This window comes from Streptomyces sp. A1136, assembly GCF_004795055.1.
Classification (GTDB): Bacteria; Actinomycetota; Actinomycetes; order Streptomycetales; family Streptomycetaceae; genus Streptomyces.
Window position 1 is genome coordinate 42,247 of record NZ_SSBJ01000025.1, and the last position, 21,381, is coordinate 63,627.

A 21,381-nucleotide genomic window follows, 5' to 3' on the forward strand; every position below is an offset into this window, starting at 1 on the left:
GCGACCGTAGGTGCCGGACGGACCACCTGCAAGACCTTGCGCAAGAGATTGCAGAAATGTTTCCTGCGCGTGTCGCCCCCGGGAGCGCGCCCCACGTCCCGTCGGTCGGGTCAGGGGGGCCCGAAGCCCTGCCGCGCCCGCACTCCGGCCGTCGGCCTCCTCGAATATTCCGGAAAATCCGTCCCGGAATTTCCCCCATACCTGTCGCGGCAAGCACAGAATTGCGGACCGGGCCCGATGAGCATTTCCCCTCCCCAGGCGCATCCGCGCGTTTTCCCGCCGCCTACTCCGCCCTGCCGTGCTACTGTGATTTCAGTTGCAGTTGTGGTTCCCAAACTTTCAGCCTCACCGCCGGACCAAAATCCGGCGGAAGGCTTCTGTGTGCCGGAATTTTCCGGGAGGGCGATCATCGCGGCGACTTGAGATCCGCACAGTGCGGACTCTGGGCTGTGCCCCGAGGGAGATTCAACATGGCTAATGGCACCGTGAAGTGGTTCAACGCCGAAAAGGGTTTCGGCTTCATCGAGCAGGAGGGCGGCGGTCCTGACGTGTTCGCCCACTACTCGAACATCGCCTCGCAGGGCTTCCGTGAGCTTCAGGAAGGCCAGAAGGTGAGCTTCGACATCGCGCAGGGCCAGAAGGGCCCGACCGCCGAGAACATCGTCACCGCCTGACGCTGAAGCATCACCACGCAGCTGGGGCCCGCACCTTGGGGTGCGGGCCCCGGCTCGTTGCGTTACCCCCCGGCTCCGCCCGCCTGCGACGGCCCGCGCGAGCACGCACCGGGCGCCCGTCTTCCCCCGGATTTCCCGCCCGAAAAGCGGTCGCACCCCGGCATCCACGGCGGCGCCCCACACCACGGCATTTCGGCCGGCATTCGACGCCGCCACCGCCGTCCGCATTCCATCGGCTCGTTCCTGTGAATTCGCGCGACTATTTCGCCGCTGAATTTCCTCGACGCGTGCCGCCCCGTATCGAGGAAGGTTCAGCATGAACCGCACACGCACGAACGACCGCTCTTCCCGTACCCGCGCCGGCGCCGGCTCCGCCGGCCGCGGCAGCCGTTTCGGCTCCCCGGCTCCCGCCCGCTCCGGCGGCTCGGGCCGCCCGGCCGGCAGCGGCCGCCCGGCAGGCGCCGGCTACGGCCGCCGCCCCTCCGCGCTCCAGGGCGAATTCGCCCTGCCCGTCACCCACACGCCGGCGCTCCCGGCCGTCGAGGCCTTCGCCGACCTCGACATGCCGGAGCAGCTGCTGGCCGCCCTGACGGCCGAGGGGGTCTCCGTGCCGTTCCCGATCCAGGGCGCGACGCTCCCCAACACCCTGGCCGGACGCGACGCCTTGGGCCGCGGCCGCACCGGCTCGGGCAAGACCCTGGCCTTCGGTCTCGCGATGCTGGCCCGCACCGCCGGACAGCGCGCCGAACCCCGCCGGCCGCTCGCCTTGGTCCTCGTACCCACCCGCGAACTGGCGCAGCAGGTCACCGACGCCCTGACGCCCTACGCCCGCTCGCTGAAACTGCGGCTGGCCACCGTCGTGGGCGGCATGTCCATCGGCCGACAGGCGAGCGCGCTGCGCGGCGGCGCCGAAGTCGTCGTCGCGACCCCGGGCCGCCTGGCGGACCTCATCGAACGGGGTGACTGCCGGCTCGACCAGGTGGCCGTCACCGTGCTCGACGAAGCCGACCAGATGGCCGACATGGGCTTCATGCCCCAGGTCACGGCCCTCTTGGACCAAGTGCGCCCGGAGGGGCAGCGGATGCTGTTCTCCGCGACCCTGGACCGCAACGTCGACCTCTTGGTCCGCCGTTACCTGACGGACCCGGTCGTGCACTCGGTGGACCCCTCGGCCGGCGCGGTCACGACGATGGAGCACCACGTGCTCCACGTCCACGGCACCGACAAGATGGCCACCACGACCGAGATCGCCGCCCGTGACGGACGCGTGATCATGTTCCTGGACACCAAGCACGCGGTGGACCGCCTGACGCAGGACCTCCTGAACAGCGGCGTGCGGGCCGCGGCGCTGCACGGCGGCAAGTCCCAGCCGCAACGCACCCGCACCCTCGCGCAGTTCAAGACCGGGCACGTCACCGTCCTCGTCGCCACGAACGTCGCGGCGCGCGGCATCCACGTCGACAACCTCGACCTCGTCGTCAACGTCGACCCGCCGACCGACCCCAAGGACTACCTGCACCGCGGCGGCCGCACCGCCCGCGCCGGGGAGTCCGGCAGCGTCGTCACCCTGGTCACCCCGAACCAGCGGCGCGACATGGTGCGCCTGATGGCCGCCGCCGGGATCACCCCGCAGACCACGCAGGTCCGCTCGGGCGAGGCGGAGCTGAACCGCATCACCGGCGCCCAGGCCCCGTCCGGCGTCCCCGTCACCATCACGGCGCCGCCCTCCGCCCGCCCCTCCCGCGGTGGCGCGGCCCGCCGCGGTCGCCGCCCCGGCGGCAACCGTCGGTCCTTCGGCACGGCGGCGTAGCACCACTCACAGCCGTTCCGACAGTCCCCTCCCACTCCCCTGTGAGGTCCCATGCGCTGCGTCATCGCCCGTTTCCCCTTCGAGCTCACCAAGAACGGCGTGCTGGAGACGATGAAGGGCGTCAAGCCCGAACCGGTCAAGGGCGATTCCGTGATCATCGGGCGTCGCCAGTACCCCGTGAAGCAGGTGGGTGAGGTCGTCACCCGCCAGGACCGGCGCGACTTCAGCTCCGCCGAGGTCCTCCGGGCCATGACCGCGCTCGGCTTCACCTGCCGTACGGAAGCCGCGCCCCGCCCGGCCCCGAGGCTCACCCCCCTGCAAGCCGCCTCGGCCCTCCTCGGATCCCCGGCCTGACCCGTCGGGGCCGGGGCCTCGCCCCGGCCCCGACGGGCCGCGGTCACCGGGCAGCCGCGGGCGCGCGTAGTGATACGTCGCGCCCGCGGCTGTGTCACATCGCCACGCTCGGGGGCCCTCCGGGCTCCGCCCCGGACGCGGAGCTCACACCCCGGCGAGGCGGGAGACGCCGGGGCTCCGGGCGGGCCTCACTGGGACTCCGGCGCCTGGCCCGTCGAGCCGCGGACCACCAGTTCCGGCTGGAACACGTACTCCGTGCGCTGGACCGGGGTGCCGGCGACCGCCTCCAGGAGCGCTCCGACCGCTGCCGTCGCCATCGCGCGGACCGGTTGGCGGACCGTCGTCAGGGGCGGGTCCGTGAAGGCGATCAGCGGGGAGTCGTCGAAGCCGACCACCGACACGTCCTGCGGCACCCTCAGCCCTCGCTCACGCGCCGCCCGTATCACCCCGAGCGCCATCGGGTCGCTGCCGCACACGATCGCGGTGCACCCGCGCTCCAGCAGGGCGCCGCCCGCCGCGTGGCCTCCCTCGACCGTGAACAGGGTGCGCTGGATCAGGCCCTCGGTTTCCGCCCCCGGGACCGCCGCCAGGAACCCCTGCTCCTTGCGCGCCGAAGGCACGTACCGGGTCGGTCCGATGGCCAGCCCGATCCGCCGGTGTCCCAGGTCCTCCAGGTGGCGCACGGCCATGTCGGCCGCCGCCCGGTCGTCCGGGGAGATGAAGGGGGCGTTCACGGCCTCGTTGAAACCGTTGATCAGCACGAACGGCACGCCGCGAGCAGCGAGCCGCTGGTAGCGCGCCGGGTCGGCGGACGCGTCCGCGTGCAGGCCGGACAGGAAGACGATGCCCGTGACCCCCCGCTCCTCCAACTGCTCCACCAGTTCGTCCTCGGTGGCCCCGCCCGGCGTCTGCGTACACAGCACCGGCGTGTACCCGTGCCCCGCCAGAGCCTGCTCGATGACCTGGGCGAACGCCGGGAAGATGGGGTTGGTGAGCTCCGGGATCAGCAGCCCCACCAGGCCGTTGCTGCGGCGCTTGAGCCGCACCGGCCGCTCGTAGCCCAACAGGTCCATGGCGGCCAGCACCTTGTGCCTGGTGCCGGCCGCCACGCCCGCCCTGCCGTTGAGCACACGGCTGACGGTCGCCTCGCTGACCTCGGCCTGCGCGGCGATGTCCGTCAGCCGCAGCGGGGAAGTCACCCCAGCCACCACACCGCGCTGTTGGCGGGGAGGACATCCGGCTCGGTGAGGTCCGTGCTGGTCAGCAGCACCCGGCCCGCCGCCGGCATCCGTACGGCGTCTCCCGTCGTGTTGACCGTGCACACGAACCCGCCCCGCCGGAAGGCCAGGACGCCGGCCGGCGCGTCCAGCCACTCCACCGCGTCGCCCGCACCGAGCTCCGCCCGCTCGCGGCGGATGCGCAGCGCCGCCCGGTACAGCTCCAGCGTGGAGGAGGGGTCGTCGGTCTGCGCCTCGACGCTCAGCGCCGCCCACTCGGCCGGCTGCGGCAGCCAGCTGCCGCCGTCCCCGAAGCCGTACGGCGCCTCGGTCCCGGACCACGGGATCGGCACGCGGCAGCCGTCCCGGAGCCCGTCCTGGCCGTTCTCCTTGAAGAACGACGGGTCCTGGCGCACGGCGTCCGGCAGGTCCACCACCTCCGGCAGGCCGAGCTCCTCGCCCTGGTACACGTACGCGGAGCCGGGCAGCGCGAGCATCAGCAGCGCGGCGGCCCGCGCCCGGGCCAGGCTCCCGTACCGGGTGCGGTGCCGTACTACGTCGTGGTTGGACAACACCCAGGTCGTCGGCGCCCCCACCGGCCGCATCGCGTCGAGCGACTCGTCGATGGCGGCGCGCAACGCGTCCGCGTCCCAACCGGTGTTCAGGTAGTGGAAGTTGAAGGCCTGGTGCAGCTCGTCGGGGCGCAGGTAGAGCGCGGTGCGGTCCGCGCTCGGCGTCCACGCCTCGGCGACGCCGATGCGGTCGCCCGCGTACTCGTCGAGCACCGTGCGCCAGGAGCGGTAGATCTCGTGGACGCCGTCCTGGTCGAAGAAGGGCAGCACCTGGTTGCCGAGCAGCTTGAGCTGTTCGTCGCGGCCGAGGTCGGGCAGGCCGGGGGCCTTGACGAGGCCGTGCGCGACGTCGATGCGGAAGCCGTCGGTGCCCAGGTCGAGCCAGAAGCGCAGGATGGAGCGGAACTCGTCCTGCACGGCCGGGTGTTCCCAGTTGAAGTCGGGCTGTTCGGGCGCGAACAGGTGCAGGTACCACTGTCCGTCCGGCACCCGGGTCCAGGCCGGCCCGCCGAAGATCGACTCCCAGTCGTTCGGGGGCAGGGAGCCGTCCTCGCCCCGGCCGGCGCGGAAGTGGAAGCGCTCGCGCAGCGGGCTGCCCGGCCCCTCGCGCAGCGCCTGCTTGAACCATTCGTGCTGGTCGGAGCAGTGGTTGGGGACGAGGTCCACGATGATGCGCAGGCCCAGCGCGTGGGCTTCGCGGATCACGGCGTCGGCGTCGTGCAGGGTGCCGAACATGGGGTCGATGGCCCGGTAGTCGGCGACGTCGTAGCCGGCGTCCGCCTGCGGGGAGGCGTAGAAGGGGCTGAGCCAGACGGCGTCGACGCCCAGCTCCTTGAGGTAGGGAAGCCTGCTGCGGACGCCTTCGAGGTCCCCCATGCCGTCCCCGTTGGAGTCGGCGAAACTGCGCGGATAGACCTGGTAGATCACCGCTTCTCTCCACCAGCCGGGCCGCGTGGCGGTCGGGGCGGGGAGTGCGTCGGCGAGGTGCTGGGTCATGGTGTCCTTGGAGAGGTCGGGCCGGAACGGGAAGCGGGCAGGGTGGTCAGCCCTTGGTCGCGCCCGCCGTCATCCCGGCGACGAGGTGACGCTGGGCGAAGAGGAAGAAGAACGCCGCGGGGATGGCGATGAGGACGGAAGCGGCGCTCATCGCACCCCAGTTGGAGGTGTACTGGGTGACGAAGGTCTGCAGGCCGCCGGCGAGGGTGAGGTGCTCGTCGCCGACCATGAAGGCGGAGGCGTACGCGACCTCGCCCCAGGCGGTGATGAAGGCGTAGAAGCCGGTGACCGCGAGGCCCGGCTTGGCCAGGGGCAGGATGAGGCGCCAGAAGGTGCCGAACGGGTTGAGTCCGTCGACCCGACCGGATTCGTCGATCTCGATCGGGATGGTGTCGAAGAAGCCCTTCATCATCCAGGCGCAGAACGGCACGGCGATGGTGAGGTAGGTGATGACCAGGCCGATCGGCTGGTTGAGCAGACCGAGCTGTCCCATGAGGTTGTAGAGCGGGACGATGAGGATGGCCATCGGGAACATCTGCGTGATGAGCAGGGTCCACATCAGCGGCTTCATGCCGGGGAATTTGAACCGGCTGACCGCATAGCCGGTGGTGGCGGCGATGAACACGCCGAGGACCGTGGTGATCCCGGCGACCAGGACCGAGTTCGCGAACCAGGTGAAGAAGGAGGTCGACTCCACCAGGTAGCGGTAGTTGTCGAGGGTGGGTTCCTTCACGAAGTCCGTGGAGATGGCGAACTTCGCGGGCTTGACGGAGGTCAGGAGGACCCACAGCACCGGGAAGACGGCGATCACGGAGGCGACGATCAGGGTGAGGTGCAGGCCCGCCGAGGCGAGCGGGGAGCGCTGCCCCCTGCCGCGCGGGGCCTTGCCGCCGGCGTTCGTCGTGCGCGGGGTCGTCACGGTCGTCACCACACCTCTCCCTGCTTGCGCAGCGAGCGCCGGTAGACCAGCGCGAAGATCATGAGCAGGGCGAGGATCAGCACGCCCCAGGTGGCGGAGCCGGCGAAGTCGCGCGGGCTGGCCACGAAGGCCTCGCGGAAGGCCTGGGTCACGAGGATCTCGGTGGAGTCGCCGGGGCCGCCCCGCGTCAGCAGGAAGATCACCGGGAACATGTTGAAGGTCCAGATGGTGGAGAGCAGGATCACCGTCATGCTCACCGCGCGCAGTCCGGGCAGCGTGATGTGCCGGAACCGCTGCCAGGGGCCGGCCCCGTCCATCTCGGCGGCCTCGTACAGCTCGCCCGGGATGGACTGCAGCCCGCCGAGGAGGGCGACCATCATGAAGGGGACGCCGAGCCAGACGTTGACGGCGATGACGGAGACCTTGGCCCAGGTCGGGTCGTCGAGCCACGGGATCGCGGAGATCCCGCCGCCTTCGAGGAGCTTGTTGAGGATGCCGCTGTCGCGGTTGAAGAGGAACCGCCAGGCGAAGACGGACACGAAGCCCGGGACGGCCCAGGGCAGGATGAGCGCCATCCGGTAGGCGGCGCGGCCGCGGAACTCGCGGTTGAGCATGCCGGCGAGGGCCAGTCCGAGCGCGAAGGTGATCGACACGCACAGGACGGTCCAGGCGACGGTCCACACCAGCCGTTGCAGGAACACCGGGTCGGCGAGGACGTCCGCGTAGTTGTCGAGGCCGACGAACTTGTAGGTGGCCTCGATGTGGTTGGCGCCGATGGTGCGGCCGACGTTGCGTTCGTTGGCGTCGGTCAGCGAGAGGTAGACGCCCCGGACGAGCGGCCAGCCGATGATCACGCCGAGCACGAGCACCACCGGGGCGATCATGGCCCAGGCGTACCAGTGGGTGGCGAGGGCGCGCCTCGCTCCCCCGCGGTTGTCAGTCCTGCGGCTCCGGCCGCGGACGGCGAGGGCTTCGACGCCCTCGCCGTCCGCGGCCTTCGCCACCGACTGGCTGGTGTGAGCAGCCATCTTCTTCTCTACTTCCAGCCCTTGAGGATCTTGCGGAACTCGACTCCGGCCGCCTTGGCCGCGTCCTCGGGGGTCGCCGCGCCGGTGATGGCCTTGGTGTACTCGACCTTGAGCGGCTCGAAGAGGGAGCCGTTCTCCGGGATCCAGGCACGCTCGACGGCCTTGTCCACGGCCGGCTTGAAGAACTGGACCATCTCGCTGGACTTGACGTCCGGCTGCTCGTAGGCGGCCGTACGGGTCGGCAGCAGGCTCAGCTCCTTCGCGGACTGGACCTGCACCTCCTGCGAGGTCATGTACTCCACGAAGGCGTGCGAGGCGGCGCGGTTCTTGGAACCGGCGTAGACGGCGAGGTCGTGACCGCCCTGCGGGGAACCGGCCTTGACGGAGCCGGCCGGGACGGGCGCGACGCCGAGGTTGGTCTTGTCCTTGAACTGGTCGCCCGCGTAGGTGTCGGCCACGGCCCAGGGACCGTTGATCATCATGGCGGCCTCGCCGGACTTGAAGGCGGTCTGCATGTTGGTCCAGCCGTCCGTGGCGTTGGTGATCGCCGCGCCGGAGGTGACCAGGTCACGGGCCGTCTTGAAGGCCTTGACGCCCGCCGGGTTGTCGACGGTGACCGTCTTGTTCTTCGCGTCGACGAGGTCGCCGCCCTCGCCGTAGATCAACGGCAGGAACCAGTAGGAGTCGTCGCCGCGCAGGTACAGGCCGGCCTTGCCGGTCTTCGCCTTGATGGCGGCGGCGGCGGTCTTGACCTCCTCCAGCGTCTTGGGGGGCTCGACGCCGGCGTCGGCGAGCATCTTCTTGTTGTAGAAGAGGCCGAGGGTGTCGATGACCTGGGGGACGGCGTAGGTCTTGCCCTCGTACTTGCCGCTGGCCGCGGCCTGGGGCAGGAACTCGGCGTCGACCTTCTTCACCGTGTCGGCCGGGACCTCGTCGAGGTAGCCGAGCGAGGCGAAGTCGGCGACCCAGCCGACGTCGGCGCGGATCACGTCAGGGGCCTCGGAACCGCTGCTGAACGCGTTCTTGACCTTGTTCTGGGCGTCGCCGTAGGGCACGTTGACGTACTTGACGGTGACCTTCGGGTGCTTCGCGGTGAACGCCTCGGCGATCTTCTGGAAGCTGGCCTTCTCCGCGTCGTTGGAGGTGTCCCACCACGTCACGGTCCCGGAGAGCTCCCCGCCGGACCGGGTGTCGCCGCCGTCGTCCTTGGTACCACCGCCGCAAGCCGTCGCCGCGAGTGCCAGGGTCGCGACCAGCGCGGTGGCCGCTATGCCACGCCGCATATGAACTCCTTCGATGATCCCGGCCGCGCCCTCGCGGTCCCGAGTTGCCAGGAACGTAACAAGACTGAAAGCCGACCGAAAGACCTTGCGGCAATTTTCTGCAAGCGCTGGTGATCGTTACATCCGTGTGTCCGTACGGTTGCCGCGCCTTGCTGTTGGTTCGACCCACCTTCGAGTCGTCAGGCCCGCAACCAGGGGCCGTGTGCTCGCGTTGACCCCGATATGACCCATGAGCTGACCGCGTCCCGCCTTGCAAGCGCTTCCAGCGACGGGACCGCGAACGGCGGCTGGTGGCGCGATGCCGTCATCTATCAGGTGTACGTCCGGTCCTTCGCCGACAGCGACGGCGACGGCGTGGGCGACCTCCGCGGCGTGCGCGAACGGCTGCCGCACCTGGCCCGGCTCGGGGTCGACGCCCTCTGGCTGACCCCCTTCTACGTCTCCCCGCAGGCGGACGGCGGCTACGACGTCGCCGACTACCGCGCCGTCGACCCCCTGTTCGGTGACCTCTCCGACGCCGACGACCTCGTCCGGGCCGCGCACGAGCTGGGGTTGCGGGTCATCGTGGACGTGGTGCCGAACCACACCTCGGACCGGCACCCCTGGTTCCGCGAGGCCCTCGTCGACCCCGCGGCGCGCGCCCGCTACCACTTCCGGCCGGGGCGCGGGGCGGACGGCTCGCTGCCGCCCAACGACTGGGAGTCCGTCTTCGGCGGCCCCGCGTGGACGCGGGTCGCGGACGGACAGTGGTACCTGCACCTGTTCGCGCCCGAGCAACCGGACCTCGACTGGGACCACCCCGAGGTGGCCGAGGAGTTCGCCTCGGTCCTGCGGTTCTGGCTGGACCTCGGCGTGGACGGGTTCCGGGTCGACGTGGCGCACGGGATGGTCAAGGCCCCCGGCCTGCCCGACATCGGGCACGGCGCGCAGGCGACGCTGATCGGCACCCAGCCCCTGCCGTTCTTCGACCAGGACGGCGTGCACGCGATCCACCGCTCGTGGCGACGGCTGCTCGACTCCTACGGGGGCGCGCGGATCGGGGTCGCGGAGGCGTGGGCGCCGACCTCCGAGCGGCTCGCCCTGTACGTCCGGCCCGACGAGCTGCACCAGGCCTTCAACTTCCGCTTCCTGAACTGCCCGTGGGACGCGGCGGCGATGCGGACCGTGATCGACGAGTCCCTGGCGGCCACCGCCTCGGTGGGGGCGCCGACGACCTGGGTGTTGTCCAACCACGACGTCGTACGGCACCGCACCCGGTACGGGAGCCTGGCCCGGGCGCGGGCCGCCGCGCTGCTGATGCTCGCGCTGCCCGGCTCCGCGTACGTGTACCAGGGCGAGGAGCTCGGCCTGCCGGAGGTGGTGGACCTGCCGGACGCCGTACGACAGGACCCGGCGTTCCACCGCTCGGCCGGGCAGGAGGGACTGCGCGACGGCTGCCGCATCCCGTTGCCCTGGTCCGGCCAGGAGCCCCCGTACGGCTTCGGACCCGGCGGTACGTGGCTGCCGCAGCCGGCGGACTGGGCGGGGCTCAGCGTCGCCGCCCAGACCGGTGACCCGCATTCGACGCTGGAGCTGTACCGGGCCGCCCTGGAGCTGCGCCGCGCGCTGCCGGGGCTGGGTGCGCCGGAGGCCGGTGCCCTGACCTGGCTGCCGGCCCCCGAAGGGGTGCTCCTGTTCACCCGGCCCGGCTTCGCCTGCACCCTCAACAGCCGGCCGACGCCGCTCGAACTGCCCTCGCCCGGGCGGCCCGTGCTGTCGAGCGCGCCGGTGGAGACGGACGGGCGCACGGTGCTGTTGCCGGCGGAGTCGTGCACGTGGTGGGCATTGTGACGCGCGACCGGTACAGTCCAATGCCGTGACCGCACGGCTAGCCGACATCGCAGCCCAGGCGGGGGTCAGCGAAGCCACAGTCAGCCGCGTGCTCAACGGCAAGCCCGGTGTGGCCGCGGGCACCCGCGAGTCCGTGCTGGCCGCGCTCGACGTGCTCGGCTACGAGCGGCCCGTACGGCTGCGCCAGCGCAGCGCCGGCCTGGTCGGACTGATAACCCCCGAGCTGGACAACCCCATCTTCCCGGCGCTCGCCCAGGTGATCGGTCAGGCGCTGACCCGGCAGGGGTACACGCCGGTGCTGGCGACGCAGACGCCCGGTGGGTCCACCGAGGACGAGCTGACGGAGATGCTGGTCGACCGCGGGGTCTCCGGGATCATCTTCGTCTCGGGGTTGCACGCGGACACCACCGCCGACATGGGTCGCTACGACCAACTGCGCGGCCAAGGCGTCCCCTTCGTACTCATCAACGGTTTCTCCGACAAGGTGCGGGCCCCGTTCGTCTCCCCCGACGACCGGGCCGCGATGCAGCTCGCCGTGACGCACCTGAGCGCCCTCGGGCACACCCGGATCGGCTTGGCGGTCGGTCCGAAGCGGTTCGTGCCCGTGCTGCGCAAGATCGAGGGGTTCCGCCTCGGCATGCGCGAGCGGCTCGGTCTGGGCGAGGCCGAGACGGAGGAGCTGGTCCAGCACTCCTTGTACTCGTTGGAGGGCGGTCAGGCCGCGGCGGCCGCGTTGATCTCGCGCGGCTGCACGGCGATCGTCTGCGCGAGCGACATGATGGCGCTCGGCGCGATCCGGGCGGCGCGGCAGCAGGGGCTGCGGGTGCCGCAGGACGTGTCGGTGGTCGGCTTCGACGACTCCCCTCTCATAGCGTTCACCGATCCGCCGCTGACCACCATCCGGCAGCCGGTGCAGGCCATGGGGCAGGCGGCGGTCCGCACGCTGCTGGAGGAGATCGGCGGTACTCCGGCGCCGCACAGCGAGTTCGTGTTCCTGCCGGAGCTGGTGGTACGCGGATCGACCGCCTCGGGGCCGGGTCAGCGGCGGGCCACGTAAGGGTGCGGGGTACTCCCCAGGGCTGAGCGGCTGCGCCCAAGACCGTCCCGAGGGATGATCGTGGGCAGGAAGCCATCTGGCAGACTCTTTCCCCATGGGTGAAGCGAGCGTGAAGACACTGGAAACCCGGACGGACGTCTCGTCACCCCCCGTGACCGAGCAGGAGACCCGCCCGGGGCCGCAGGGCTCTCTCCTCGCCCGTCTGCGGTCGCCGCGTCGCCCGAGGATCTGGTTCGAGGTCCTGCTCATCGCGATCAGTTACTGGACCTACTCGCTGGTCCGCAACGCGGTACCGGAGCAGAAGGCGGCGGCGCTGGCGAACGCCGACTGGATCTGGAGGGCCGAGCACACGCTCGGCATCGCCGTGGAGCACAGCGTCAACCACGCCGTCAACTCGGTGACGTGGCTGATCGTGGGCATGAACTACTACTACGCCACGCTCCACTTCGTCGTGACGATCGGCGTACTGGTCTGGATCTACCGTTTCCACCCGGGTCGTTACGCGGCCACCCGTTTCGTCCTGTTCGCGACCACGGGCGTGGCGCTGCTCGGCTACTACTTCTACCCGCTGGCGCCGCCCCGGCTGATGAACGGGCAGCACTTCGTCGACACGGTGCTGGTCCACCACACCTGGGGTTCGATGGCCTCGGGGAACCTCAAGCACATGTCGAACCAGTACGCGGCGATGCCGTCCATGCACATAGGGTGGTCGCTCTGGTGCGGGCTGACGATCTTCGCGGTCGCGTCCGCCCCGTGGGCCCGCGTGCTCGGCCTGCTGTACCCGGCGGCGACCTTGGTGGTCATCGTGTCCACCGCGAACCACTTCTGGTTGGACGCCGCGGGCGGCATGCTCTGCCTGGCGTTCGGGTACACGGCCTCGGGCCTCTGGTACCGCTCCCTCCCCCACCGGCTGCCCCGCCACCCCCGTGCCACGGACCCGCACCCGGTGACGGCCGCGCTGGTGCACCGCTTCCGGCGCTAGGTCCTGCCGCCCTCTCCCGATCTCTCCCGGCTGGGCGCGCGGGGCGGACCTGCGCCGGCGCGCGTGCCGGGTCCGGGGGCGCGTGCTAGCCGCCGTAGAACAGCTCGTCCACCACCGCTCGTGCCCGGCGGGTGATGCGGCGGTAGTCGTCGAGCATGTCGCCGACCGTGCCCTCCGCGTAGCCGAGGTAGCGACCCACCGCGGCCAGTTCGCGCGCCTCGGAGGGGAAGGTGTCCCCCGCCCGGCCGCGGACCAGCATGACGGCGTTGCGGACGCGGGTGGCCAGCACCCAGGCCTCGTCCAGGATCTGCGCCTCCTCGGCCGGGATGAGACCCGCCGCGTGCGCCGCGGCCAGGGCCTCACGGGTCCGGGTCGTGCGCAGACCCGGCTCGTGCCAGGCGTGGCGCATCTGCGTGAGCTGGACCGTCCACTCGACGTCGCTGAGCCCGCCGCGGCCGAGTTTGGTGTGGAGGGTGGGGTCGGCGCCGCGCGGCATCCGTTCCGTCTCCATGCGCGCCTTGAGCCGGCGGATCTCGCGGACCGCGTTCTCGCCCAGGCCGTCCGTCGGGTAGCGCAGCGGGTCGATCAACTCGATGAACCTTGCCCCGAGTTCGGGGTCGCCGGCGACCGGTTCGGCGCGCAGCAGGGCCTGGCTCTCCCAGGTCAGCGACCAGCGGCGGTAGTACGCGGCGTAGGAGGCCAGGGTGCGCACCAGCGGGCCAGAGCGCCCCTCGGGCCTCAGGTCGGCGTCGATGAGCAGCGGCGGGTCGGCGGTGGGCAGCTGGAGCAGCCTGCGCATCTCGGCGATCACCGCTTGGGCGGCCTTCGCGGCCTCCTGCTCGTCGACGCCCTCGCGGGGCTCGTGGACGAACAGGACGTCGGCGTCGGAGCCGTAGCCGAGCTCGTGTCCGCCGAAGCGGCCGACGCCGATGACCGCGAAGCGGGTGGGCAGGGTTTCGCCCCAGTGGGACCGTACGGCGGCGCGCAGGGCTCCGCCGACGGTGGCCGCGGTGAGGTCGGAGACAGCCCGGCCGATCCGGTCGACGAGGGCGCCGTGGTCCGTTTCGGCGGGGCTGTCCTCCGTACCGTAGGAGGCGATGATGTCGGCGGCGGCGGTACGGAACAGCTCCCGGCGGCGGACCCCGCGGGCCGCGGCGACGGCGGTCTCCGGGTCCTCGGCCCGCCCGACGGCCGCCAGGACCTCCTGTTCGAGCGCCTCGTGCGTACGGGGCCGGAGGCCTTCGGGGTCCCCGAGCAGCGCGACCGCCTCCGGCGCGCGCATCAGCAGGTCGGGGGCCAGGCGCCCGGCGGACAGCACTCGGGCGAGGTTCTCGGCGGCCGCGCCCTCGTCGCGCAGGAGCCGCAGGTACCAGGGGGTGCGGCCGAGGGCGTCGGAGACCTTGCGGAAGTTGAGGAGTCCTGCGTCGGGGTCGGCGGAGTCGGCGAACCAGCCGAGCATCACGGGCAGCAGGGTGCGCTGGATCGCGGCCTTGCGGCTGACGCCGGAGGCGAGGGCTTCGAGGTGGCGCAGGGCGGCGGCGGGGTCGGCGTAGCCGAGGGCTTCCAGGCGCTGGCCGGCGGCGCGCGGGGAGAGCCGGGTCTCGCCGGGGGCGAGCTGGGCGACGGCGTCGAGCAGCGGCCGGTAGAAGAGCTTCTCGTGCAGGCGCCGGACCACGGAGGCGTGCCGGCGCCAGGCCTTGTTGAGTTCGGCGACCGGTTCGGTGCGCAGGCCCATGGACCGGCCCAGGCGCCGCAGGTCGTTCTCGTCCTCGGGGACGAGGTGGGTGCGGCGCAGCCGGTAGAGCTGGATGCGGTGTTCCATGGCGCGCAGGAAGCGGTACGCGTCGTGCAGCTGGGCGGCGTCGGCGCGACCGACGTAGCCGCCGGCGGCGAGGGCGTGCAGGGCGTCGAGGGTGGTGCCGGAGTGGAGGGTGGCGTCGCTGCGGCCGTGCACGAGCTGGAGCAGTTGGACGGCGAACTCGACGTCGCGCAGGCCGCCGGGGCCGAGTTTGAGCTCGCGGTCGACCTGGGCGGCGGGGATGTTGTCGACGACGCGGCGGCGCATCTTCTGGACGTCGGCCACGAAGTTCTCGCGTTCGGCGGCCTGCCACACGAGCGGAGTTATGGCCTCGATGTACTGGGCGCCCAGTTCGGGGTCGCCGGCGACCGCGCGCGCCTTGAGCAGGGCCTGGAACTCCCAGGTCTTCGCCCAGCGCTGGTAGTAGGCGAGGTGGGAGGCGAGGGTGCGCACCAGCGGGCCGTTGCGGCCCTCGGGGCGCAGGTTGGCGTCGACGGGCCAGATGGTTCCCTCGACGGTGGTCTCGGAGCAGATCCGCATGAGGTGGGAGGCGAGGCGGGTGGCGGCCTGGACGGCCTCGCCCTCGTCGGTTGCCTTCGTCGCGTCGCCGACGAAGATGACGTCCACGTCGGAGACGTAGTTGAGTTCGTTGCCGCCGCACTTGCCCATGGCGATGACCGCCAGGCGGCACCGGGCAGCGTCCTCGGGGGCGGCGGCGCTCGCGATGCGCAGGGCCGCGCGGAGGGTCGCGGTGGCGAGGTCGGCGAGTTCGGCGGCGGTCTCGGCGAGGTCGATGGTGCCGCAGACGTCGCGGGCGGCGATGGAGAGCAGGCAGCGGCGGTAGGCGATGCGCAGGGTGACCGGGTCGTGGGCGCCGGCGAGGCCGCGTTCGAAGTCGGCGAGGCCGGGGTGGAGGTCGACGGCTTCGTAGGTGACGAGGGCCTGCCAGTCGCGGGGGTGGCGGGCGAGGTGGTCGGCGAGGGCCTCCGAGGCGCCGAGTACGCCGAGCAGCCGGTCGCGCAGCGGTTTCGCGCTGAGCAGGGTGTCGAGGAGCACGGGCAGTTCGTCGGGCTGCTGCGCCTCGGCGAGCCGGACGAGCCCGAGGAGGGCGAGGTCGGGGTCCGCGGTGGCCCCGAGCGCGTCGAGGAGCACGGGGTCGGTCCGTACGGAGGCCAGCACCGCGCTCTCCAGCAGCCGGGCGGCGGCGGAGGGGTCGGTGAACCCGCTCCGCAGCAGCCGGATGAAGGTGCTGCTCCTGCGTCCCGGGACTGTCATCCCGCCGCCTCCCGCGTGCGTCGCTGCCGGGGGTGGCCCGGCCGGCCTGGGCCGAGCCTAGCCGGAGCGGGCGTGCGGCTCACCGGGGCGCGGGGCGCGCCGGCCCCACGCGGAAGGGGGACGCCCGCTTCCGGTGGAGGGGGGGCGACGTGAACAACCTCACAGGCCCGCCGGTGTACGCGCCCGTCGCCGCCGCGCCGCCGACGGGCGCGTCGGTCGCCCCGGCGTCTCGTCGGGACGCCGCCCACCGCGATGACCGGCGCAAACGTGCCTCGTGCGGGCGGCGCGGGGTGCCGCGTACTCAGGTCGGGGCCCGTGCGCGGACCGGCGACGGCGGGAGCCATAAGGTCTAAATCCACCCAAGAAGGGCAAGTCGCCTATTACGCCCCTAACGCCACATATGATGACGGAAGTTGGCCCACGGGTCGGGACAAACGCGTCCGCATGGCGGGCAATTGCCTCGATCGAACCCGCGCAAGGCACAATCACATCCGGTCGTTTTTCGGAAAGCACGAGTCATCGGCGACATCGATGAACCAAGTCGCCCGGATTGACCTCTCTTTGAGTGACCGCTTAGCGGTTCTTCCCGCCCGGAACGACCCCAAGGCGTGACCATGCCGATGACCCGCCGCCGCCTGCTGCTGGCTGCCGCACTGCTGCCCGTGCTGACGGTCGGCACCACCGGCGTACTCGCCATCGCCTCGGGCGAACAGACATCGGCAGAAGCCAGCCAGGAGAAGCACCCCGCCGCGCCCGTCATACCGGCGAGCACCACGACGGGCACGGTGGTGCAGATCGTGGCCCACCCGGACGACGACCTGTTCTTCATGAACCCGGACCTCAGCCGGTCCCTGACGGCGGGCGTCCCGCTCACCACCGTCTACCTCACCTCCGGCGAGGCCGACGGCCGCAACGAGGCCGCGGGCGGCGCCGCCAAGGACCCCGAGCAGCCCGCCGACCGCGCGCACTACGCGGAGGCCCGCCAGAACGGCATACGGTGCGCATACGCGCAGATGGTGACCGGGGACCGCACGAGCGCGTGGCAGCGCACGGTCATACCCACCGTCGGCGGCGGCCAGGCCGAGGTGGACGTCCTGGTCGGCCACCCGCAGATCAACCTGGTCTGGCTCCAGATGCGCGAGGCCCGCACCACCACCGCGGAGACCCCCGAGAGCCTGCGCGGCCTGTGGAACGGCGAGATACCCGCCCTGGAGGCCCAGCTCGCCTCGGGCTCTCCCGTCACGCAGCCGTTCACGTACACCAAGGACCAGGTGGTCCAGGTCATAGCCGGGGTCCTGACGAAGTACCGTCCGACGACGATACGGATGCAGGACCCGACCCCCGGCCGGGAGCAGCTGTCCGGCAAGTACACCGACCACCAGGACCACATGTACGGCGCCCGTTTCGTGCAGGCCGGGTACGCCGCGTACGCCCGCCAGATCAGCGACCGCCCCCACTTCGCCATCCAGAACTACCTCGGTTACCACACCGGCAGCCTCCCGCACGCGCTGGACCCGCAGACGGCCGAGACCAAGATCGGCTACCTCAAGACCTACGCCTGGCTAGACCACGAGAACTACTGCGGCAGCATCGCCGGCTGCGGCGACCGGAAGGTCGCGGGCAGCCCCACCGGCCGCAACTGGGCCCAGTCGCTGCGCTACGCCCGCGCCGACAACACCTCCTGGATGACGGAGGGCGCCCTCGGCCGGCTCTACGCCTTCGCGGCGCTCGACGGCCGGCTGGCCCTCTGGACCCGGGAGCCCTCCGGCATCTGGACCGGCCCGACCCTGCTGCCCGGTGAGGGCATCGACCCCGGCGTCTTCGCCACCCGCCTGCCCGACGGCCGGATCACGGTCGTCGCGACCCGCACCTCCTTCGGCCGGCGGGGGAAGGACTACCTCCGCGAGGTCGTCACCCTCACCCAGTCGGCGCCGGGCGGCCCGTTCGGTGCCTGGCAGTCGCTCGGCACCCCCGAGGCCGCGGACGAGACCGGCACCTCGGCGATCAGTGCACCCGCGGCGGTGGTCGGCGCGGACGGCCGGCTGACGGTGTACCTTCGCGACTCCCACCGCACGCTGCGCGCCGCCGTCCAGCAGCCGTCGGGCGCCTTCGGCGAGTGGCAGCACCTGGGCGGCGCCGACCTGCAGAGCGACCCGGTGGTGGCGGTGGACGCCGCCGGCCGCCGCCACGTCTACGGGACCACCACCACCTCCGTCCTCGCCTGGACCCAGGCCGCCCCGGACGCCCCCCTCCAGGGGCCGTTCCAGACGAACCTCCCCGCCACCACGGTCCCCATCACGGCGGCCCCCGACGGCGCGGGCGTCCGGCTCTACTTCCGCCGCCCCGACTCCGGCGTGGTCCGCAGCGCCCTGGTCACGGCCGGCCCCGGCAAGCCGGAGGTGTCCGCCCTCAGCGAGTCCGGCGGGCGGGCCGGCTACGGCGCGGTCGGCGTCGCGGGCCACCTCGTGGTGGGCCGCGCCGACACCGGCACCATCAGCACCACCTCGATCGGCGGCCCGCCGGCCTGGGTGGAGTCCGCCATGCTCTACACCGGCGCCCCGTCCGCCGCCCTCGACCACTCGGGCGGCGCCACGACGGCGGTCCTCGGCCTCGACGCCGCGCTCCACACCACCACGACCCCGCCCACCGGCACCCCGCGCCCCACCTGGCACCCGGCGGTCTTCCCCCTCCCGACCCCCCGCGCCTGACCCCGCCACGCCGAAGGCCCCGCCCCCGATTCCCGGGAGGCGGGGCCTTCGGCGCGTCCGGACGGCGGCTACAGCACCGGCATCATCTTGCGGAGTTCGAAGGCGGTGACCTCGGAGCGGTACTCCTCCCACTCCTGCTTCTTGTTGCGCAGGAAGAAGTCGAAGACGTGCTCGCCGAGGGTTTCGGCGACCAGTTCGCTGCGTTCCATCAAGGAGATGGCCTCGCCGAGGTTCTGGGGCAGGGGTTCGATGCCCATGGCGCGGCGTTCGGCGTCGGAGAGGGCCCAGACGTCGTCGTCGGCGCCGGCCGGGAGTTCGTAGCCCTCCTCGATGCCCTTGAGGCCCGCCGCGAGGAGCACGGCGTACGTCAGGTAGGGGTTGGCGCCCGAGTCGATCGAGCGGACCTCGACGCGGGAGGAGCCGGTCTTGCCCGGCTTGTACATCGGGACGCGGATCAGGGCCGAGCGGTTGTTGTGGCCCCAGCAGATGTACGAGGGGGCCTCGCCGCCCGAGCCGGCGGTACGGGACGAGCCGCCCCAGATGCGCTTGTAGGAGTTGACCCACTGGTTGGTGACGGCGGCGGTCTCCGCCGCGTGCTTGAGCAGGCCGGCGATGAAGGAGCGGCCGACCTTCGAGAGCTGGTACTCGGCGCCCGACTCGTAGAAGGCGTTGCGGTCGCCCTCGAAGAGGGAGAGGTGGGTGTGCATGCCCGAGCCCGGGTACTCCGAGAACGGCTTCGGCATGAAGGTGGCCTGGACGCCCTGCTCCAGGGCCACCTGCTTCATGACCAGGCGGAAGGTCATGATGTTGTCGGCCGTGGACAGCGCGTCGGCGTAGCGCAGGTCGATCTCCTGCTGGCCGGGGGCGCCCTCGTGGTGGCTGAACTCGACCGAGATGCCCATCGATTCGAGCATGGTGATCGCCTGGCGGCGGAAGTCCATGCCGACGTTCTGCGGGGTGTGGTCGAAGTAGCCGGAATTGTCCGCGGGCACCGGCCGGGTACCGTCCAGCGGCTTGTCCTTGAGCAGGAAGAACTCGATCTCCGGGTGGGTGTAGAAGGTGAAGCCCAGGTCGGAGGTCTTGTTCAGGATGCGCTTGAGGACGTAGCGGGGGTCCGCGTACGACGGGGAGCCGTCCGGCATCAGGATGTCGCAGAACATCCTGGCGGTCCCGGGGGCCTCGGCGCGCCACGGCAGTATCTGGAAGGTGCCCGGGTCCGGCTTGGCGATCATGTCGGACTCGTAGACCCGCGCGAAGCCCTCGATCGCGGAGCCGTCGAAGCCGATGCCCTCGTCGAAGGCCTGCTCCAGTTCCGCGGGCGCGACCGCGACGGACTTCAGGAAGCCCAGCACGTCGGTGAACCACAGGCGCACGAAGCGGATGTCGCGCTCCTCGAGCGTCCGGAGGACGAATTCCTGCTGCTTGTCCATGCCTTCATCCTCGCAGTTCAGACGGCGTGTGCACCACCGCCCCCCGGAGGGGGAGCACAGTCGGGCCGGCCCAGTATCGCCACCCGTGGTTTCCGCCACATTACGCACCCCTGAAAGGTCGTGGCACCCCCGCACTGACTGCGGGCCCGTCATGAGCATTACCATCTGCGGCCATGGGGGGCTGGAAGCACACGGAGCTCGGGGGCCACAGCGGTCCCCCGCCCCGGCGTGCCGCCCGGTCGGGCGCACCGGCCGCGGTGGCCGCCGCGCTCGCCCTCGGGATGCTGCTGTGGGGGGCCGCGTTCCCCTGTGCGGGGAATCTGGCGGCCCACGGCTTCCGGGTGGCCGTCGCGCGGGCGCACCACCCCGCGCACTCCACGGCGCGCGGCGTGGAGCAGGGCCCGGCGCGTTACCCGGCGCGCGCGTCGGCGGGCCGCCCGGTACACGTAGCGGCGCCCGGATCGGCGCCCGGATCGACGCATGCCGACTGTGTGGCGCCGTCCGAGCTGCCCGGCTGTGCCCCCCGTTCCGACACGCCCCTTGCCGTACTGCCCGTCCCGCCGTCGGCCCTCGCCGCGGTGGGGGCCGGGGCGGTGGTGGGCGCGCGCCCCGCGTGCGCCGGTCCGGTCCGGGCACCGGGGACGCTCGCGCGCGCCCCCGATCTGCACGCCCTCCAGGTACTGCGGACCTGACGCCGTCGGGCGCGCCGGACGCGCGCCCCTCGCAGCGGAACCGCATTCCACCCCCCTCAGCAGAAGGAACAGGGCACATGGCCAGCAAGTCCGGCAAGACCACCACCGACACCAACGCGCGACAGGCCCGCATAGCCGAGATGCGCCGCGCGGAGAAAGCACGCGACCGGCGCAACAAGATCATCGCGATCACCGCCTCCACCGCGGTCGTCGCCGCCCTCATCGGTTTCGGCTCCTGGATGCTGATCAACCAGAAGCAGAAGGAGAAGGACGCCGCCGCGGCCCGCAAGGCGCCCGTGAGCGGCGAGCGCAGCTGGGACGCCAAGACGCTGGGCCGCAACCACGTCGAGACCCCGGTCACCTACCCGATGAACCCGCCGGTCGGCGGTGACCACAACCCGCGCTGGATGAACTGCGACGGCGACGTCTACCCGAACCCGCTGCCCGAGGTGAACGCGGTGCACTCCTTGGAGCACGGCGCGGTCTGGGTGACGTACAACGAGAAGGCCGCCAAGGCCGACGTGGACACGCTCGCCGCGAAGGTCCGCAAGACCCCGTACACGCTGATGAGCCCGGACAAGACCCAGGCCGGGGCGATCATGCTCAGTGCGTGGGGCAAGCAGCTGACCGTGGCCGACGCGGCCGACCCGCGGGTGGCGCAGTTCTTCACCAAGTACGTGCAGGGCCCGCAGACCCCCGAGCCGGGCGCGGCCTGCACCAACGGGCTGGCCCAGAAGTGACCCCGCCCCAGGCGCG

At 71.8% G+C, this 21,381-nt stretch carries 16 protein-coding genes; 9 read left to right on the forward strand and 7 right to left on the reverse strand.

Features of this window, described 5'->3' with window-relative positions; translation table 11 throughout:
• Nucleotides 1–470: 470 nt before the first annotated feature.
• The 3 genes from E6R62_RS23690 (at nucleotide 471) to E6R62_RS23700 (ending at nucleotide 2,838) form a co-directional block, all read left to right on the forward strand.
• On the forward strand, nucleotides 471–674 hold the full coding sequence (locus tag E6R62_RS23690) for a cold-shock protein (RefSeq protein ID WP_053678014.1): 204 nt from the start codon (nucleotides 471–473) through the stop codon (nucleotides 672–674).
• A gap of 316 nt (nucleotides 675–990) precedes the next feature.
• The gene (locus E6R62_RS23695) at nucleotides 991–2,484 is read left to right on the forward strand and encodes a DEAD/DEAH box helicase (RefSeq protein WP_136215535.1); all 1,494 of its coding nucleotides are present in this window, start codon (nucleotides 991–993) and stop codon (nucleotides 2,482–2,484) included.
• A 51-nt stretch (nucleotides 2,485–2,535) separates the two neighbouring features.
• On the forward strand, nucleotides 2,536–2,838 hold the full coding sequence (locus E6R62_RS23700) for an SCO5918 family protein (RefSeq protein ID WP_136215536.1): 303 nt from the start codon (nucleotides 2,536–2,538) through the stop codon (nucleotides 2,836–2,838).
• Nucleotides 2,839–3,026: 188 nt separating this feature from the next.
• On the opposite strand, the gene E6R62_RS23705 is transcribed toward E6R62_RS23700, so the two are convergent.
• From E6R62_RS23705 to E6R62_RS23725, 5 genes are read right to left on the reverse strand one after another with little or no spacing between them, the layout of a single operon-like run.
• Nucleotides 3,027–4,046, reverse strand: coding sequence for a LacI family DNA-binding transcriptional regulator (locus E6R62_RS23705; RefSeq protein WP_240801847.1), 1,020 nt, complete (start codon nucleotides 4,044–4,046; stop codon nucleotides 3,027–3,029).
• Nucleotides 4,034–5,623, reverse strand: coding sequence for a glycoside hydrolase family 13 protein (locus E6R62_RS23710; protein ID WP_136215538.1), 1,590 nt, complete (start codon nucleotides 5,621–5,623; stop codon nucleotides 4,034–4,036). The genes E6R62_RS23705 and E6R62_RS23710 overlap by 13 nt, the downstream gene beginning before the upstream one ends.
• A gap of 46 nt (nucleotides 5,624–5,669) precedes the next feature.
• A complete protein-coding gene (locus E6R62_RS23715; RefSeq protein WP_136215602.1) occupies nucleotides 5,670–6,542 on the reverse strand; it encodes a sugar ABC transporter permease in 873 nt (290 codons plus the stop codon).
• 5 nt (nucleotides 6,543–6,547) lie between these two features.
• On the reverse strand, nucleotides 6,548–7,570 hold the full coding sequence (locus E6R62_RS23720; RefSeq protein WP_136215539.1) for a carbohydrate ABC transporter permease: 1,023 nt from the start codon (nucleotides 7,568–7,570) through the stop codon (nucleotides 6,548–6,550).
• Between the two features lie 8 nt (nucleotides 7,571–7,578).
• The gene (locus E6R62_RS23725; protein WP_136215540.1) at nucleotides 7,579–8,853 is read right to left on the reverse strand and encodes an extracellular solute-binding protein; all 1,275 of its coding nucleotides are present in this window, start codon (nucleotides 8,851–8,853) and stop codon (nucleotides 7,579–7,581) included.
• Between the two features lie 222 nt (nucleotides 8,854–9,075).
• Here E6R62_RS23725 and E6R62_RS23730 point away from each other — a divergent pair, with 222 nt between their 5' ends.
• The 3 genes from E6R62_RS23730 to E6R62_RS23740 all read left to right on the forward strand — a co-directional run bounded on the left by E6R62_RS23730 (nucleotide 9,076) and on the right by E6R62_RS23740 (nucleotide 12,722).
• Nucleotides 9,076–10,683 (forward strand): glycoside hydrolase family 13 protein, encoded by a 1,608-nt coding sequence (locus E6R62_RS23730; RefSeq protein WP_136215541.1) that lies wholly within the window; start codon nucleotides 9,076–9,078, stop codon nucleotides 10,681–10,683.
• A 25-nt stretch (nucleotides 10,684–10,708) separates the two neighbouring features.
• Nucleotides 10,709–11,740 (forward strand): LacI family DNA-binding transcriptional regulator, encoded by a 1,032-nt coding sequence (locus E6R62_RS23735; RefSeq protein ID WP_136215542.1) that lies wholly within the window; start codon nucleotides 10,709–10,711, stop codon nucleotides 11,738–11,740.
• Nucleotides 11,741–11,834: 94 nt separating this feature from the next.
• Entirely contained in the window at nucleotides 11,835–12,722 is an 888-nt protein-coding gene (locus E6R62_RS23740; protein ID WP_136215543.1) for a phosphatase PAP2 family protein, read from the forward strand.
• A gap of 85 nt (nucleotides 12,723–12,807) precedes the next feature.
• On the opposite strand, the gene E6R62_RS23745 is transcribed toward E6R62_RS23740, so the two are convergent.
• Nucleotides 12,808–15,795, reverse strand: a complete 2,988-nt coding sequence (locus tag E6R62_RS23745) for a bifunctional [glutamine synthetase] adenylyltransferase/[glutamine synthetase]-adenylyl-L-tyrosine phosphorylase (protein ID WP_136215544.1) — start codon at nucleotides 15,793–15,795, stop codon at nucleotides 12,808–12,810.
• 614 nt (nucleotides 15,796–16,409) lie between these two features.
• On the opposite strand from E6R62_RS23745, the gene E6R62_RS23750 reads away from it, so the two are divergent.
• Nucleotides 16,410–18,503 (forward strand): PIG-L family deacetylase, encoded by a 2,094-nt coding sequence (locus tag E6R62_RS23750; protein ID WP_136215545.1) that lies wholly within the window; start codon nucleotides 16,410–16,412, stop codon nucleotides 18,501–18,503.
• A gap of 68 nt (nucleotides 18,504–18,571) precedes the next feature.
• Here the strand turns inward: E6R62_RS23750 and glnA are convergent, their stop codons facing one another.
• Nucleotides 18,572–19,933, reverse strand: a complete 1,362-nt coding sequence (glnA, locus tag E6R62_RS23755; protein WP_136215546.1) for a type I glutamate--ammonia ligase — start codon at nucleotides 19,931–19,933, stop codon at nucleotides 18,572–18,574.
• 173 nt (nucleotides 19,934–20,106) lie between these two features.
• On the opposite strand from glnA, the gene E6R62_RS23760 reads away from it, so the two are divergent.
• Both E6R62_RS23760 and E6R62_RS23765 read left to right on the forward strand, forming a co-directional pair.
• Nucleotides 20,107–20,625: a hypothetical protein gene (locus tag E6R62_RS23760; RefSeq protein WP_136215547.1), complete on the forward strand. Its 519-nt coding sequence runs from the start codon at nucleotides 20,107–20,109 to the stop codon at nucleotides 20,623–20,625.
• A gap of 77 nt (nucleotides 20,626–20,702) precedes the next feature.
• Nucleotides 20,703–21,365, forward strand: a complete 663-nt coding sequence (locus E6R62_RS23765; protein WP_136215548.1) for a DUF3105 domain-containing protein — start codon at nucleotides 20,703–20,705, stop codon at nucleotides 21,363–21,365.
• Nucleotides 21,366–21,381 lie beyond the last annotated feature (16 nt).